This window comes from Acinetobacter sp. 1124_18A (genome assembly GCF_052824995.1).
This window is the reverse complement of the sequence record NZ_VTDF01000005.1, coordinates 251,085-266,995: the sequence shown is the minus strand read 5'-3', so window position 1 is coordinate 266,995 and position 15,911 is coordinate 251,085. Positions and strand designations below refer to the sequence as shown.

Annotated in this window: 14 protein-coding genes and 1 pseudogene; 6 read left to right on the top strand and 9 right to left on the bottom strand. The window is 35.5% G+C overall.

All coding sequences use genetic code 11. The features are described 5' to 3' along the window. Positions 1-16 precede the first annotated feature (16 nt). The 6 genes and pseudogenes from FY048_RS12645 to FY048_RS12620 all read right to left on the bottom strand — a co-directional run. Positions 17-181: pseudogene (locus FY048_RS12645) on the bottom strand (RHS repeat-associated core domain-containing protein); the annotation flags it as partial. 224 nt (positions 182-405) lie between these two features. Beyond that, complete coding sequence (locus tag FY048_RS12640; protein WP_446091361.1) at positions 406-987, bottom strand: suppressor of fused domain protein; 582 nt, start codon at positions 985-987, stop codon at positions 406-408. 19 nt (positions 988-1,006) lie between these two features. Next, positions 1,007-2,551 carry an RHS repeat-associated core domain-containing protein gene (locus tag FY048_RS12635; protein WP_446091360.1) on the bottom strand — a complete coding sequence of 515 codons (1,545 nt, stop codon included), beginning with the start codon at positions 2,549-2,551 and terminating at the stop codon, positions 1,007-1,009. A 458-nt stretch (positions 2,552-3,009) separates the two neighbouring features. Then, complete coding sequence (locus FY048_RS12630; protein WP_446091359.1) at positions 3,010-5,481, bottom strand: RHS repeat domain-containing protein; 2,472 nt, start codon at positions 5,479-5,481, stop codon at positions 3,010-3,012. 372 nt (positions 5,482-5,853) lie between these two features. Then, positions 5,854-6,402: a TetR/AcrR family transcriptional regulator gene (locus tag FY048_RS12625; RefSeq protein ID WP_446091358.1), complete on the bottom strand. Its 549-nt coding sequence runs from the start codon at positions 6,400-6,402 to the stop codon at positions 5,854-5,856. A 734-nt stretch (positions 6,403-7,136) separates the two neighbouring features. Beyond that, positions 7,137-7,379, bottom strand: coding sequence for a CPCC family cysteine-rich protein (locus FY048_RS12620; RefSeq protein ID WP_045435854.1), 243 nt, complete (start codon positions 7,377-7,379; stop codon positions 7,137-7,139). A 216-nt stretch (positions 7,380-7,595) separates the two neighbouring features. Here FY048_RS12620 and FY048_RS12615 point away from each other — a divergent pair, with 216 nt between their 5' ends. Together FY048_RS12615 and FY048_RS12610 are read left to right on the top strand one after the other, a co-directional pair. Then, positions 7,596-8,105 (top strand): GNAT family N-acetyltransferase, encoded by a 510-nt coding sequence (locus FY048_RS12615; protein ID WP_446091357.1) that lies wholly within the window; start codon positions 7,596-7,598, stop codon positions 8,103-8,105. Positions 8,106-8,217: 112 nt separating this feature from the next. Further along, entirely contained in the window at positions 8,218-8,976 is a 759-nt protein-coding gene (locus FY048_RS12610; protein WP_446091356.1) for an HD domain-containing protein, read from the top strand. Here the strand turns inward: FY048_RS12610 and FY048_RS12605 are convergent. Both FY048_RS12605 and FY048_RS12600 read right to left on the bottom strand, forming a co-directional pair. Then, complete coding sequence (locus tag FY048_RS12605; protein ID WP_446091355.1) at positions 8,966-9,997, bottom strand: AraC family transcriptional regulator; 1,032 nt, start codon at positions 9,995-9,997, stop codon at positions 8,966-8,968. The two genes, FY048_RS12610 and FY048_RS12605, sit on opposite strands and share 11 nt — an antisense overlap. 199 nt (positions 9,998-10,196) lie before the next feature. Then, positions 10,197-11,207, bottom strand: coding sequence for a DUF6670 family protein (locus FY048_RS12600; protein ID WP_446091354.1), 1,011 nt, complete (start codon positions 11,205-11,207; stop codon positions 10,197-10,199). A 348-nt stretch (positions 11,208-11,555) separates the two neighbouring features. On the opposite strand from FY048_RS12600, the gene FY048_RS12595 reads away from it, so the two are divergent. Continuing rightward, entirely contained in the window at positions 11,556-12,176 is a 621-nt protein-coding gene (locus tag FY048_RS12595; RefSeq protein WP_446091396.1) for an NUDIX hydrolase, read from the top strand. Positions 12,177-12,254: 78 nt separating this feature from the next. Here FY048_RS12595 and FY048_RS12590 read toward each other — a convergent pair whose 3' ends face one another. Next, positions 12,255-12,854: a TetR/AcrR family transcriptional regulator gene (locus FY048_RS12590; RefSeq protein WP_446091353.1), complete on the bottom strand. Its 600-nt coding sequence runs from the start codon at positions 12,852-12,854 to the stop codon at positions 12,255-12,257. 180 nt (positions 12,855-13,034) lie between these two features. On the opposite strand from FY048_RS12590, the gene FY048_RS12585 reads away from it, so the two are divergent. The 3 genes from FY048_RS12585 to FY048_RS12575 are packed head-to-tail and all read left to right on the top strand — an operon-like array spanning position 13,035 to position 15,884. Then, positions 13,035-14,087, top strand: coding sequence for a sugar phosphate isomerase/epimerase family protein (locus FY048_RS12585; RefSeq protein WP_446091352.1), 1,053 nt, complete (start codon positions 13,035-13,037; stop codon positions 14,085-14,087). Beyond that, positions 14,075-14,986, top strand: coding sequence for an alpha/beta fold hydrolase (locus tag FY048_RS12580; RefSeq protein WP_446091395.1), 912 nt, complete (start codon positions 14,075-14,077; stop codon positions 14,984-14,986). Before FY048_RS12585 ends, FY048_RS12580 begins: the two co-directional genes overlap by 13 nt. Then, entirely contained in the window at positions 14,970-15,884 is a 915-nt protein-coding gene (locus tag FY048_RS12575; RefSeq protein WP_446091351.1) for an alpha/beta hydrolase, read from the top strand. The genes FY048_RS12580 and FY048_RS12575 overlap by 17 nt, the downstream gene beginning before the upstream one ends. Positions 15,885-15,911 lie beyond the last annotated feature (27 nt).

Sequence of the window (15,911 nt, the reverse complement as noted above, 5' to 3'; positions counted from 1 at the left end):
TTACTTTAGAGATGGGGCCTAATCCTGTAGTATCCGCATTGTTAATAGGATCATTACCAACATAAATATAAGGATTCAACCAACCTTCTAAACCAATACGGTCAGGCTCCATATAACGATCTAATACAGGATTATAAAAACGGTTATGGTTGTAATGCTGTTTAGTTAATTCATCGTAGTATTATCTAGGATAACCTTAACTACCAGATGAGATTGCAGTGGTTTACTTAGTGGTGCTTTTAAAAAATAGAAAGCTCTAATAGCTGATTGTGCTGAATTTTGTGATGTATAAAAATAAATAGCATAAAAAAAATTCTGCCCCTTTAAAGGGGCAGAAGCAAAAGATAAAATAATCTAATAAATTAAACAAATATTCTATCTGAATCATGCTCCCCTTATTAGATATTAAACTACAGAAGCCCTATTTAGATCAGATATATCAACATAATTTTCAGCAAGTAGTTTTTGCAATTTACCAACGCCCTCTTTCTCTGCATATTGCAATTCAGCCTCAGAAATAGGTATTAATAATAACCAAGCAACCCTTTTCTCACCAAATTTCAAAGTTTCTAATGTATCTTCCCAGATAAATGGATCTGTAAATAACAAATGCTGCATTGTTATAGAACTGTCATACATGCCTATAACATTTGGAAATATTGCATCTGGAAAACTAGACCATTTAGAATTAATGATACAAAATGCAGCTGTACTTAGAATATTAGGATAAAATTCTATCTTAGTAGAACAAATACCAACAAGCTCAACCCTTATGTCAATATTCTTACTATCAATAATATTGACATAATCAGAAACGCCTATTGTTGAATAAGAGGTGATTCCCTTTTGGGGTTGATCTAAGCAGCTCAAAATATCAACACAATTTTCATCCTTTTCATCCCAATACCTAATTACTCTTGGCTGGCCTCCAAAAGCCTTAGCAACCATTTTGGCTATTACTTTCTTTTCTATGGTAACTTCTTTCATATCAATCTCTAGCGCTCAATTAAGGACCAAAATAAGTATTCGTCATGTCTTCACCTCTATGGCTTCGATTAGAACTGGGTAGCTCCGGTCTATAGTGTGAAGGTTCATTATGTTCATTTAAGAATTGCGGCCTGCTAATCCCACGCTGTTGAGCACTTTGTTGATGCTTTCTAAATTCATATCCAGGTCTATGCCCCATTTCCCAAGGTTGATTCTGGTTCATAAAACGACCTGTAAGAGCATCCCTAACTCGATTAGTAGAACCTTCTTTAGCATTTTCCCATACTTGATTACGAACTCCAACACGGAAGTTTTTTGGTCGTGAATAGTTTACAGGACCTCTGTTTAAAATTTCCTGTAATCTATGTACATCAGTAATACTATATGTTGGACGCCCATTGGGGGACACTACATTATATTCAAAAATAGGATTGAACTGTCTTATTTGCCCAATTAAACTTTGAACATTCGTAAGTATCAATGGATCTGTATTTGGTCTAATAGGAGATAAGTTTCTATTACTTCCCCTGTTCAATCCATCTCTGTCAAAATAGTTGATAGGATCATTACCAGCATAAATATAAGGATTCAACCCACCTTCTAAACCAATACGGTCAGGCTCCATATAACGACCTAGTACAGGATTATAAAAACGATTATGGTTGTAATGCTGTTTAGTTAATTCATCGTAGTATTGTCCTGGAAAACGGAGATTAAACTTCACAGTTTGAACACTTGGTATCCCTACCCCAAATGCGGTGGAATCCCAAGCCCAAACAGTTGTTGTCCCATCAGCAGCATCAATCAAACAGCGCGGTGTATTTTGAGCATCAGTTACAATCCAGTACGTTTTAGTTGTAACGCCTGAACCATAGATGGCAGCAACGGGTTTATCACCCATCCAGACGTATTCAACCAGTGGTATACCATCAGCATTATATTCACCAATCAAATGATTACTTTCATCATAAATATATTGGATGGCATTAGTTTTCCACACTGAACCATTGGCAGCATAGCCACGAAGAGTACGTTCATTTTTGTGATTATAAGCCATGTAATACTGAGGTGAAGTTGTCGTACCACTTGTAGTTTTATCTTCACGACGGTTACCCGAATAGTCATACGTTGGTGTAAAACCACCATAGATCAATTCTGCATTGGCTGTATATTTTGCAGCAGTACCAGAAAGAGTATTTAATTTATTCCCAGTATAAGTATAAGTTACACTAGACTGAGGTTGTTGGTGTGTTCCTGTCGCAGCTAAAGTTAAACGATTACCATTTGTGTCATATGTATAACCAATATCAAAGACATTTGTAGTTCCATTTACACGAGTCTCTTTGGTCAAATGATCAGCATTATCATAACTAAAACTATCATTAATATTACTGTTCCTACTTATCTTCGTAATACGATTATCTTGGTCAAAATCATACGACAGGCTATAGTTAACTGAACTACTATTATTTTTATTCGTAATAGATTTTATATTTCCACTATTCTTTGCATCATACGTTTGCCCATAACTTGCCTCTCCTGCTCCCCACTTCCATCCAGTCATTTGACCTGAACCATCATAAGTTATATCTCTAACTAAAGACGTCTTGTCGAGATTAATATTCTTAAGTTGATTTTTGTTTGTAGCATCATAAGTAAATGTCAAGGCACGCCCAGAAGGCATACTTATAGATAATAGTTTATCGCCTAGTGTATATGCATAGCCCACACTTAAATTAGTTTTTGTTGCTCCCCAAGTACTTATTGCATTATTGGTTTGCGTCTTACCAACGATACGACCATATGCATCATAAATATATGCTGTGGTACTGCCGTAGGTGCTATCTTTTGAAGTTACAAAATCTAAATTTCCATATTTTGTTTTATCATATTCGTAACTAAAACTATGCTGTAAGGTAGATGGAGTAGAGCTATTTAAATTAGTACAAGTTTGTTCTCCAATTCTTTCAATTTCATCGATTTTTAAATTTTCACATTTACGGATACCAAATGTTGATTGGATCAACAAATCTGCTTCATCATAACTATATTTTTTGTACCATAATCAGCATTAACTTCCTGCGTAAGAATACCTCCATTGCGATAGCTATATGGGTTCGTACCTGACTTGAGTGAATCTAAAGCTGTAAGTGTATTATCTTGAGCATCATAAGTTTTTGTATCTAAATTACTCAAACCATTTGAATGAGACAGTACTTTGTTGAATGCGTTGTATGTCCACTTCTCTGCAATATCCAAAGCTGAAGTAGATTGAGTTCTATTACCATTTCCATCATAGGTAATCTTTGTAGAGCTCCAAGCTGGAGATCCACGTTTAATAACACTTGGTCTACCATTTACATCTATTTCAGTTAAAGTTTGATCAAATATAGTTGAGTCTGTGCTATCAGTTTTTTTCTCAACAGAAACAACTCCGTTCCCATAATATTCTTTGATAATTTTGCTTCCATCTGGAGCAATTATTGTAGTTGGTTGATCTTTTAAGTTATAAGAATACGAGGTGATTTCTCCATCAGGACTACTTTCTGATGCAACTCGTTTTAAACTATCATATGTATATTCCGTTGTTTTACCAGTTATGACTGTCGCTGAACCACCTGTACCTGTAATTTTATTTTTTAAAGAACCATCTGAATTATAATTAAATTTATCTACAAGCCCAGATGGATATACGATTCGCTCGGGCTGACCATATGAATTATAGCCTACATAGCTTGTAGTTCTTTCAGACCCATTAACAGTTTGTGACGCTGAAGCCTTATTACCAAAACTATCATAAGTAAAACTTACTTTATCTGCTGTACCTGTTCTAGGACCATCAATAAAACTTAATAATCCATTCGCTAAATACTCATAGATTGTAGTTTTTTTAATACTACCCGTTTGCGTAGAACTTTGAAGAGATTCAGTAATCTGTCCAAGAGTATTTACTGTATTAGTCTGTGTTAAGTTTCCTCGCTTAATCGTGCTAGGTATCCAAAATTTCGTAGTATAAGACAATGAAGTTTTACGTTCGGAGGTTGTTCCCTTTGCTTCAACAGTTTCTAACAGGCGATTATTTTCATCATAACTAAAATCTGTACGATTTGAATTTTGATCCGTGATTGAGGAAAGCTGACGTATACTATTTGATGTAACAATATCTTTTAATGGAACATTATTATAAGTTAAACAAGATGCGTAGCCATCTGATTGATAACGTGCATATCTTTCATCTCCCTGATATACACTTGATGGCACACTACCAACATCAGAATTACCTAAATCAATCTCATGAATATAGCGGTCTGTCTGAGTAAGTGTATTATTAAATCTTCGAAAAATAGATAATATATGTTGGTTATTAATATTTTCTGTTTGGATACGAACTTCTTCGTTAGGAAAATCTGGAACTTTACTCGTTATTGAGTTATCTGTATAAGCCCATGTACGTCTTAATATATTTGCTTGCTTGAATTCACTAATTATAGGGAATGAAACACTAGATCTAATAGCAGCAGGCTTGGAATAAGTGGTGTAACTATAATCTTCTTGAGGGTTAGCTGTGGATGTTACTTGAGTTAAATTAGGATATTGATTATATCTATAAGCTTTTTCAGGACCAGTTTCAAGAAAGAAGAATTCAGGCCAAGTTACTTCTCCAACATTATAACTATATTGAACTGTTTGAGGTTGGATTTTATTATTGGAACTTACACTAAAAATTGCTCCACGATAATGCTGAGCATTAGGATCTGTACTTTTTCCATCCAAATTAATTCGATTAAAACTGAGAGTATTTCCCGTGTTATCAGCAACTTTTGTAAGTAACCATCGATTATATGCTGTTGAAAATACATAAGAGAAATTTAATACCTTTCCACCAGGATAAGTAGCTTTAGTAGCAATAAATCCTTTCTGACTAGGACGAAATTCAAATTCAATTTCTGTTCCTTTATGATTAACAATATATCTATTATTAGAAAGTTCGGTTAACGTAGTTTCTTTATCTTTAACCAAGTTCCACCTTGGTGCACCAGTAGTTCTAGTGAACGATCCATCTTTATTCATTTGAAAATAAATTTGCCTTCCAATTTCTGGAAGAAACACACTCCTCACACCACGCATTCCATTAAAATCAATCCCTACCCCTTCGTCCATCTTATAATCATAATTATGAGTCCAACCTATACCCATTTCACGAATTTCTCTATCCATAAGAGTATTGTAATATTGGATATGTGTTCCACCAAAGAAAATGGTTGTTGAATAGCTTCTAATGAAAGGTAAAGGACCGGAAATATCAACTCTAGATAATTCCACTTGGTTTGAAAGTGGATTTATACCAGAGTCAGCAATACATGACTGTATATTTTCTGGTGCAACTTTTGCAGACTCTAAAAAGGGAGCTGCTGTTACACTATCAACTAAAAAAAAAGATGAAAAAAATATAAGAAATCTGGATTTCTTATAAATATTGGTTTTATTACCCACTACTTTTTCTCCGAGTAAAATCAAAATTATTTAAATTAAAATAACAAGATAAAGAAAACATATTATATATTTATTTATAAAAACAACACAAAAACAAAATAATGAACCTTATTAAATAAATTCTCTAAACCATATTTAATTACTTCAAAAACTCCTATTGTTTTTTAAGTAATCCTACACAATAAAAATAATTTCACTACTAAAATAAAAGAACTATTAGCTTTTATTTAAATAAATGATTTAATCCCACTCAGTCATTGCTTAAGCTTAAGAGTATCTATTAGATTTTTTATTTATTTACTGGTATAAAGCAGTATTTTAAATAAGCTTATGAAATTACATTTCAAAAAATCTTTTTTACCTCTCCCCTACCTATCCCACCAAAAAATAATCAAGTAACCGCTCTCTTTCATCTGGTTTGTTAGGGTCTAAAAGCTGAACCATCGCACCGTCAATCACAAACAAAAACATATGCGCATCTTGTTTTGAAGCATTTGCATTGGTGGTTAAAAGCAAATTATAGATTTCATTAATGAACCAGTTCCGATATTCAACTACGGTCTGATAGGCCTTTGGATGTGTTTTCGCAATTTCAAAAATGGCTTTAAACGGCAAATGGTAAAGCCCTTCTAAGTCGGCATGTAAAAAGTAAATCTTGCGCAGTTTTTCAACTAGAGTTAATTCTTTTTGAACATGGATGATTGAAATTACCTCTTGTTTAAGGCCATCTTTTTGAAAGGTTAGGCTCATTTCAATGAGACGTTCTTTTGAATGAAAGTAGTTATAAAAAGTCGCTTTGGGCACTTTTGCGGAATCAATAATTCGGTCTACTCCGACGTTATGAAAGCCGTATTTATTAAAGAGAAATCTTGAAGTGTGAAGCACGCTTAAAGCACGAAATGGAAGATCTGAATGTGGCATAGTTTTACCGTTATAAAAAGTTATTGTTGTATATAAATGAGATATAAAAACCGCTGCCGTTTTTTGGGAGAAAAAAAGGCACAGCAAAGCCCATAAAGACTGTGCTTGGCACATCTCAAGTTTTATTGTTGATTAAGTTTTTAGACGAAGTAATTTAAAGCCTGAAAACCTTATGGCGATCAAACTGCTTTAAATGTTTAAGTTGTGTCGTTATAGCTTTTGGCAAAGGTTGCCAAGAAATAATGGATGTGCAAAGCCAACTCCTTCGTAATTGGAGTTCTGCCAAAACATTATAAATTATGGTGGCAGAACGGAAGTGGGTTCGCAGACTGGTCACACAACCAGCACACCCGAGGGTGTCCCACTCCCGTCCTACCGCAACAGGAGGGAACGAGATGGCCGCACAAAATTATTCCTCAGAGAAATAATCCTGATACGGGTGTGAATCGGTCTGCGACAACCGACTGGCAATGTAGGCCAGCAGGCAAAGGATAGTGCCCAACCTTTTTACAGTCAAGCACGCAAAATGACATTTGATTTAAATTAGATCATTAAAAAAGGAAGGCTAAATAATGAGGAAGTTATTGTTAAATTGGGGTTTATAAAATACTGATATAAGGTCAAATGACTATTTTTTCTGCTTTAAGAATTTCCAATAAATTGATAAAACCTTATTACAAAGGATGTAAATATGTAATTTTATTCCAACCCATTTATACAAGTATATTTATTTATCAAGGTATTTCTTCTTCAAGAGGTTTACGGACATACGGTATCAATTCTTTTTTTATTGCTCCAAATAATTGAAAATTTTGTTTAGCCATATTTAAGCTAATGCCATTTGCCCCACCCATATAATCAGGATCTTCATTCTGAACATTATCATCTTCCCAAAAACAAATTGGACAGATTTCAAACGAATCATAGGCTAAGTCATCAAATGTAAGATAACCACAACATAGACATGCGTAAGACACTATTTTCTCCCATCTTTGTCTATTCCAATAAAGTATACCATCAGTAGGTTTAAACACATTTTATGGATAGCTCATGAATGTGTTCCTCTATTTTACCATTCAAAACTAAAATTTTTTATAGCTATTATTGGTCATGGTTTATTAGTTATTCTAACTCTAGTATTAATAATATATTTTTGATAACAATTAAACTTAAGTAATTTATATAAGGATGGTTTGAATCTGCATGAAGTGAGCATTTCTACTCAAAGGCTTAATCTAAATCCATTTTCAGCAGAAGATGCAGATGAAACATACAACTGCATTACACCTACCCTGACACGCTATATGGCGTGGGACCCTCAACCAAGACACGAGTTTGATCAAACTTGGAATGGTTGGTTAAAAAACTTCAAAGCTGGATCTGAAATTATATTTGCTATAAGAGAGGTACATTCTCAAATATTTGTAGGTCTTGTTGGCCTACATCGTATGCAAACTCCTAATCCGGAGTTAGGAATCTGGATACGCGAAGATTATCATTATCATGGTTATGGAAAAGAAGCTGTATCAGGAGTCGCTAAGTGGGCGATCGACTTTGTTAAACCTGACTATTTTATTTATCCAGTCGCTGAAGAGAATTATCCAAGTCGAAAAATTGCTGAATCTCTGGGAGGCAAAGTAGTTTCAAAATCTACAGGCCCCAAATACGAATTTGTAACCTATGAGATTCCTATTAGTTGTTAATGCTAAAAAACACATAACAATTAAAAGACTAATGATGTCTTAAAAGATCCAACTTGCAAAAAATCATCTATGATAATATTTTAGAGCAATTACTCTAAAATGAGATCTACTAATGAAAACTATAAAAATTGGTTCACATAACTGGATGCAAACTACAAATGGTCAGCTCAGTTTCAAAGAGAAAATTAAGTTAATTCAAAAAATTATGCTGCCGAGTATTATGGCCTCTATAAAAATAAATTACTTTCGGTTCAAAACTTCCCATAATTTTGATATCGATCAGATCGTAATACCAGATACTCAAATGGTTAAAGTCGCGCTTGATGAACTAGAGGCTAAAGCAAGTATATCTATCTACAATCATTCATGGCGGACCTATTTCTGGGGAGCTGCCTTAGGCAATATACAAAATCAGCAATATGACCATGAATCACTTTTAATAGCCTCACTTTTTCATGATATTGGCTTAACAGAACAGCATATTCATAGTAAAGGTTGTAATTGTTTTACCTATGAAAGTGCCAAACAATTTGAGCTAAAGGCTAAAGAACATAGCTTTGATGAAAAGAAAAGTGAAGTTATTAGAGATGCTATCTGCTTACATATGAACGGCTATATAGATCATTCTGACCCAGCAGAAATTACTCTATTACAGCAAGGCGCATCCTGTGATGTGATTAGTGATGGTCTATATAGACTCCCCCTATCTTTTAGAAATGAAATTTTAGAAAAATACCCTAGAAAACAATTTAATAAAGAATTTATTGAGCTTATTGCTTTAGAGAGAAAAAGTGTTCCAAATTCACGGACAGGTTTATTATCTGAACTTGGTTTACCGCTCATGATTAAGTCAAATACATTTAAAGAGTAATAATCTTTTTACTTTTACGTTTCCGATATTGTGAAGGAGTTTCACCAGTCCAATATTTGAACGCTCTAGAAAAAGCTGAAGGCTCAGAAAAGCCTAGCAAGTAAACCACTTCATCACTTTTTAACTGTGTGTTTTCTAACAAATCTCGTGCAAGCTTTTGACGGTATTCATTTAATACTTTTTCATAGCTCGTACCAATTTCTTTTAAGTCAGTTCTTAAGGCTTTTGAAGTGATATTGAGTGCTTTGGCAATATCATCTATTTTAAAATTTCCTGATTTTAGTTGATCTTGAAGAGTATTTTCGATTTTAAAAACCAGTTCATGCTTTTCTATCTGAGTTAAAGATTCTTCAATAATAGTCTCATGGATTTTATTTAATGTTTTATTAGCCGCCACAGAAGAGTCATTTAAAATATCGGCATTAAACTTGATACACCCTTCAGGCATATTGAAATATACAGGACATCCCCAGATCTCTTGATATCGCTCTGCATCCGCACCTTCACGATAAGTCAGCCACACTTCTAAGGGCTTAAATTTTTCATTAGAAACATGTTTTAAATATGCTAATAAAATTGAGATCGCGCATTCTAAATAGTGCCGAATAGAATGCTCTAAACCAATCAAGTAAGCATCCTCTCCTTTTACCTCAAGCTTTAAAACATCAAATGCACTGGTAAATAAATGATAATATTTTATTGCTGTATTTAAACCTTGGCCGAAAGTAGAACTACTTAAAAATACATATTCAAATAAATCGCCACGTAGTACAGGCATTCGCCCGCCTACGACTAACCCAATATCTTTATTACCACTGACCTTTTCAGCAACAGCCCAAAATTTCTCTTGAATACGATTGTCATATCTTACATTTTTATCTGGGATATTCAGTGTATGCTCTAAAAAATTAACACTTGAAAAGATAGCATCTGTATCTAATCCCATGTCTTTCATTGTTAAATAAGTTAGCCAAGGAAAGATGCCCGCATCACTACGAATTTTTGATTCTTTTATAGACATGCTCACAATTACAAACTCAATCGAAAACAAAGCAATAGCTGAGTAAAATACCACCTAACTAAGTTAACAATAAAGTTTTTATTCAGTATGAACCGTAAGTTTATAGCTCTTATACATGTAAATGTAATTTTGAAAAACGCCCTGACCCGATGTAAAAAGCAGAGCGTATTGAAGACAAGTGCTTGATTAAATTTTAAGATTATTTCGGGTCTATGTATTCAATATAAGCTCTACCTTGTATTGGTTTCCCTTTAAATAGCCCATTATATTGGTAACTTCCCGCATAGCCTCCCGCCATACCATACTTAAAGTCACGGTTAGTAATACCATCAATTTTAATGAGAAGATTTCCATGATCATCATCCACTTGCCAACTAAATTTATGTGGTAAGCGCATGCTAGTTCCATCTGGAGTCGTAACTCTTTCAGGTTCATATTCGTGAACAGTAGATTTAAAACCACGAGAGTAAATACCCCCATGGTCATCTAGCGAGCGCACATAGACTCTACTTTGCAACTTTAAACCTAATGGACCGAACGTATCCACAAATAAAACTTGGGTCTTTTCATCAATATTCAAAATTTGATACGTGAAAAAGTTAAGTGGAAGATTAATATTAATGGCACGGGCATATTCGTAAGTACATAAACCCTTAATTTCTGTTTTTACACCCGCTTGCTCTACATATCCTTGGTACTCACATAGCAAAGCCCAATGATCATATGCTCCCCCTACAAGATTAGCGAAGTGCGCAATTTTATCTGTTGCTCGAAGCTTTAAATCAAAATTAAAGTTGTGACCTTCACGGTGAGCATGAAATTCGGGGTATGTTCCTTCAATAGTTACATCATTGCCAAACTTTAAGTAACTACCATTGGTCACTAATGTGCAATCTTTTTCTACACTATAGCCATTAAAGTGATCAGGGGTTCCAGTAGCTGTACCAATTAAAACGTTAGCCGTATCTATATCACTTGTCTTGATTAAATGTTGATTTCGAAATAGCTTAATTTGAGGTTGACCCACGACCACAATAATATTTAGGAAATTAAAAGGTTCAGGTAAATTTGGAATCATAATTCCATAGTGAACACAGGTATATTTTCCTTGCGGTGTACTAACTGAAGTATCTGGATTAAAAGATTTACTATTTACTAAACCTGAACGATCAATATTATTTGTAATTCTAGCTGGCAATGAAAAACGCATATATTCCTTCCTCAATAACAATGATCAGCCATTTTTGATTTCAAAAGGGCTATACCTGTAAAGCAACTCCTAGAGGAATAGTAATTTCATTTTTTCTTTTTTTTTTGACATTGCTGTACTCAACCACAATCATACTATGTCAATTTTTTAATACACTAGAATTCTAACTTTCTTCAAATCCATAACTGTTTGAACGAAAGTTTGGTATGAAAAATATGAATAAAATTATGTTCATAAAAAACCTCTTAAGACTTCGTTTGAAATTTCAGTTAACAACTGTTTTATAGTGCTTCGCCTGAGTATGTCTTACCATAGCTAAAAGATATAAGCTTGAAGGCATCCGTTGCAATGCATGACTCAGTTAAGTGGTTAGAAACTTTAAATAAAATTACTGGTATTGCTCAAACAGGTTTACATTATTCAAAAGATGTTTATGACAAAGAACGTTATGAACAACTCTTAGGACATATTGAATATTTATTAGAACTAAAAGAAATCAAAACAGAAAAATTTATTGATAACGTGCTCCAAGATGTAGGTTATGCCACTCCAAAACTAGATGTCAGAGCAGTTGTTTTTAAAGAAAATAAATTATTATTAGTAAAAGAAATTGGAGATGGGCGATGGTCTGTTCCGGGTGGATGGGCTGACGTGGGTTACTCGGCGTCAGAAAATGCTGAAAAAGAAGTTCTTGAAGAGACAGGTTTACGAGTTAAAGCTATTAAATTATTGGCTTTAACAGATAGAACCAAACACTCCCATCCTCCTATGTTTTTACATGTGTATAAGGCTTTCTTCTGGTGCGAAATTATTGATGGTGAACTAACACCAAGTATTGAAACACCCGAAGTTGGATTCTTTGGTAGAGATGAGTTGCCGCCTATTTCTACAGCACGGGTAACAGAAGAACAAATACAGCAATTTTTTGATTATTTAGAGTCAGTACCAGACGTTACTAAGTTTGATTAATTAAAAACTCAATATAAGGTAGAGCTCTTATATTTGGAGTTCTGCCAATACAATATAAGTTAAATAAATCTCAATGTATTAACCGCTTACGACATATTGCTCTAGATTTTTTAATGCAAAATGAATCACTTGAGCAAGCTCTTCTTTGGAATATCCATCTCTTGCTTGAACAGATAGCCCATGCAGAACAAGCGCGTAATATTGCCCTAAAGTTTTAGGGTCTGCATCTGCGACCAATTGACCATCTGATTTTGCTTGAACAAATCGATCAACTAGACTCTGACCCCGTGCAATACGCTGTGCTTTCATCCAGTCTAAAACTGCTTGGTTTTCTTCACCTAACACACTCGCTGCGGACACAACCATGCACCCATAGGAATGGTTGGCTTGCGTGTAAAGCGCTAGCGCATCTTGAAATAATTGGTTGATTGCATCTTTAATATTTTTTTGCTTTAAAGCATTTAGCGCAAAGTTACCTTCATTTTTGTCGTAGTGATTTACGGCCTCTCTAAACAAAGCCTCTTTCGAGCCAAATGCTTTATAAATTCGAGCTGAGGCAATCCCCAAAACTTCAACTAAATCTGACATTGATGTGCCTTCATAGCCATGAAGCCAGAAGAAATCTCTCGCTTTTACGAGGGCTTCTTCTCGATCAAACTCTCTTGGTCTACCAGCCATAATGACCCTTTATCAAACTTAGTACGTCTTTTCATTATTATTCGAAAAAAATATTTTCACAAATAAATCAATGAGATTTATTCAAAATAGTCCCGTTTTGTTTTGATTTTCAAATAAAAAGTTGTTTTTATCCAAAATTCAGCCTATTGTTTGTCGATCGACAACCAATTAGGTTTTATTATGAAAACCATCAAAGGCCCTAGTATTCATCTTGCTCAATTTAGCGATGATGTTTTCCCTTTTAACCGTCTAGAAGATATTGCTGCTTGGGTAGCAAACCAAGGCTTTGAAGCGGTACAACTTCCTGCTTGGGATAAGCGTTTATTTGATGTCAATTTGGCAGCAGAAAGCCAAGATTATTGCGATGAAATATTAGGTACTTTAAACAATCATGGCTTAAAAATTAGTGAGTTAACGACACACATCTTTGGGCAGTTAATGGCTGTGCATCCTGCTTATGACTCAATGTGCGATAACTTTGCCCCCTCTCATTTGCATGGCAATTCAGCGGCTAGAACCGAGTGGGCAAAACAGCAAATGCTCGCATCGATTCAAGCATCTGCCCGTTTAGGTCTTAAAGACATGGGGACATTTTCTGGTTCGCTGGCATGGCCTTATGTATTTCCATTTCCTCAAAGACCATCAGGACTCATCGAAACGGCGTTTGATGAATTAGCGCGTCGCTGGCTTCCTATTTTGAATGCTTGTGATGAACAAGACGTCAACCTTTGCTATGAAATTCACCCCGGTGAAGATTTGCATGACGGCATTACATTTGAAATGTTTTTAGAGCGGACTCATAACCACCCACGTTGCAATATTCTTTTTGACCCAAGCCATTTTATTTTGCAGCAACTGAACTATGTGGAATATATCGATATCTATAAAGATTTCATTCGCATGTTTCATGTTAAAGATGCCGAATTTAATCCAACAGGCCGCCAAGGAATGTATAGCGGCTATCAAAGCTGGGGAAATCGAGCGGGTCGATTCCGTTCTACGGGTGATGGTCAAGTTGACTTTAAAGCGATTTTTTCCAAGTTAGCGCATTACGACTACGAAGGCTGGGCAACATTAGAGTGGGAATGCTGCCTCAAAAATAAAGACGATGGCGCACGCGAAGGTGCCGAGTTTATTAAGCAAAATATTATTCATGTCACCGATAAAGTGTTTGATGACTTTGCTGCTGCCCCTGTGAATCAGACTCAAATTAATCAGTTATTAGGGATTTAAGAACCGTAAGAGATCAACATGAAAACTCACATAACGAATTCCAACATCATTACATTCACATCGAAAGTAAAAAATTACACTACGTCACCTTAGGGGAAGGTCCAGCTGTATTGCTTATTCCGGGCTGGCCGCAGACATGGTACGCGTGGCACAAAGTCATGGTTGAACTGGCGAAACAGGGTTATCGAGCAATCGCTGTTGATTTACCCGGAACAGGAAATTCAGCTCCACTGGATGGAAGTTACGATACGGGGCGTATTGCTAAAATTCTATCGATGCTCATGACTCAACTTGAATATCCGACTTATTCGGTTGTTGGTCATGATATTGGTATGTGGGTTGCCTATGCACTTGCATCTGACTTTCCTGAGTCAGTGACTCGTCTTGCAGTAACAGAAGCTGTGATTCCCGGTTTAGCGCCCGCACCTCCTATTTTTGTGGAGCCTAGTGAAAATATCTTTCTTTGGCATTTCATGTTTAACCAAACCCTAGATTTACCCGAAGCCTTAATCACAGGCCGTGAAGATACTTATTTAAATTATATGTTTGATAAATGGTCTTGGCACAAAGATAAAGTGGCGATTGAGACTTATATTGAAGCCTATAAAATTCCGGGTCGTTTAACGGCGGGTTTTAATTATTACCGCTCTATTCCAGAGACCATTCGTCAAAATAAAATCAGAGAAACTAAAAGCTTAGACATGCCAGTTTTAGCCATAGGCGCTGAACATGCCACAGACAATGCACCTTATGAAACCATGAAAAAGGTTTCACCGCATTTAACAAGTGCGATTGTAAAAGACTGCGGTCATTTCATTATGGAAGAACAGTCAGAAACATTTAGCTCTCTCATTTTAGATTTCTTGCAGCAGGAAAAAAGCTATGCCTCTACTTGCTGAAATTGAAAGCTGGCTTAAGTCCAGACCAACCACACAGGCTGTAAACTCGTTACAGGAGCTAAGAGAACAAGTAAATAAAGACATTATTGATCAGCAAGGCATTCAGCATGATGCAAGCTATCAGCAAAGTTTTTATGTTGCTGTTTCTGACGGCACCGAAATTGAAGTTCGTGTTTATGTTCCCTATTCACTCGAAAACATAGAGCAACGACCGGCTTTGGTTTTTGCTCATGGTGGAGGTTGGTGTCTTGGAAGTTTAGATGCATGGGATCGCTCATGTCGGTTATTAGCAGAATCAACTCAACAGGTTGTATTTTCTGTGGACTACCGTTTGGCTCCAGAGTTTAAGTTCCCAACACCTTTAAATGATTTTTTTACGGCGTTCCGCTATATCCATGAGAATGCTTCACTATTTGGAATTGATCCAAACGGTATTGCTGTAGGTGGAGATAGTGCCGGCGCAAATATAGCTACCGCCACATGTCTACTGTCAAAACAATACCCAGAAATTAAGGTGAGCCATCAACTTCTTTTCTACCCAGCTTTAGATGCAACCATGAGTAGCAACTCTTATAGCCAATACGCGGAAGGTTATGGTTTGGACTCATCCACAATGGTTTATTGCTGGGATCAATATGTGCAAGATGAAAGTGAAAAACACAATGAACTTGTAAGCCCGTTACTCGCTCAGTCTTTAGAAGGTCTGCCGGATGCAACCATTTTTGTTTGTGAATATGATCCCGTTCGTGATGATGGTGAAAGATATGCTCAAAAACTGTGGGATGCCGGTATTCAGGTGAACTTTCATTTGTTAGACGGAATGATTCACGGTGCGATTCACATGTTGGCAATTAGCCCCGAGAATGTAAAATCTATCTATAGCAAAATTCGTATGTAGATATATTTTTCCATTATTCAAACATAT

What these genes read in the sequence shown, in the direction of transcription:
- FY048_RS12640 (WP_446091361.1), bottom strand. Translation starts at nt 987, where the DNA reads ATGAAAGAAGTTACCATAGAAAAGAAAGTAATAGCCAAAATGGTTGCT.
- FY048_RS12635 (WP_446091360.1), bottom strand. Translation starts at nt 2,551, where the DNA reads ATGACTGGATGGAAGTGGGGAGCAGGAGAGGCAAGTTATGGGCAAACG.
- FY048_RS12625 (WP_446091358.1), bottom strand. Translation starts at nt 6,402, where the DNA reads ATGCCACATTCAGATCTTCCATTTCGTGCTTTAAGCGTGCTTCACACT.
- FY048_RS12610 (WP_446091356.1), top strand. Translation starts at nt 8,218, where the DNA reads ATGAAAACTATAAAAATTGGTTCACATAACTGGATGCAAACTACAAAT.
- FY048_RS12605 (WP_446091355.1), bottom strand. Translation starts at nt 9,997, where the DNA reads ATGTCTATAAAAGAATCAAAAATTCGTAGTGATGCGGGCATCTTTCCT.
- FY048_RS12600 (WP_446091354.1), bottom strand. Translation starts at nt 11,207, where the DNA reads ATGCGTTTTTCATTGCCAGCTAGAATTACAAATAATATTGATCGTTCA.
- FY048_RS12595 (WP_446091396.1), top strand. Translation starts at nt 11,556, where the DNA reads ATGCATGACTCAGTTAAGTGGTTAGAAACTTTAAATAAAATTACTGGT.
- FY048_RS12590 (WP_446091353.1), bottom strand. Translation starts at nt 12,854, where the DNA reads ATGGCTGGTAGACCAAGAGAGTTTGATCGAGAAGAAGCCCTCGTAAAA.
- FY048_RS12585 (WP_446091352.1), top strand. Translation starts at nt 13,035, where the DNA reads ATGAAAACCATCAAAGGCCCTAGTATTCATCTTGCTCAATTTAGCGAT.
- FY048_RS12575 (WP_446091351.1), top strand. Translation starts at nt 14,970, where the DNA reads ATGCCTCTACTTGCTGAAATTGAAAGCTGGCTTAAGTCCAGACCAACC.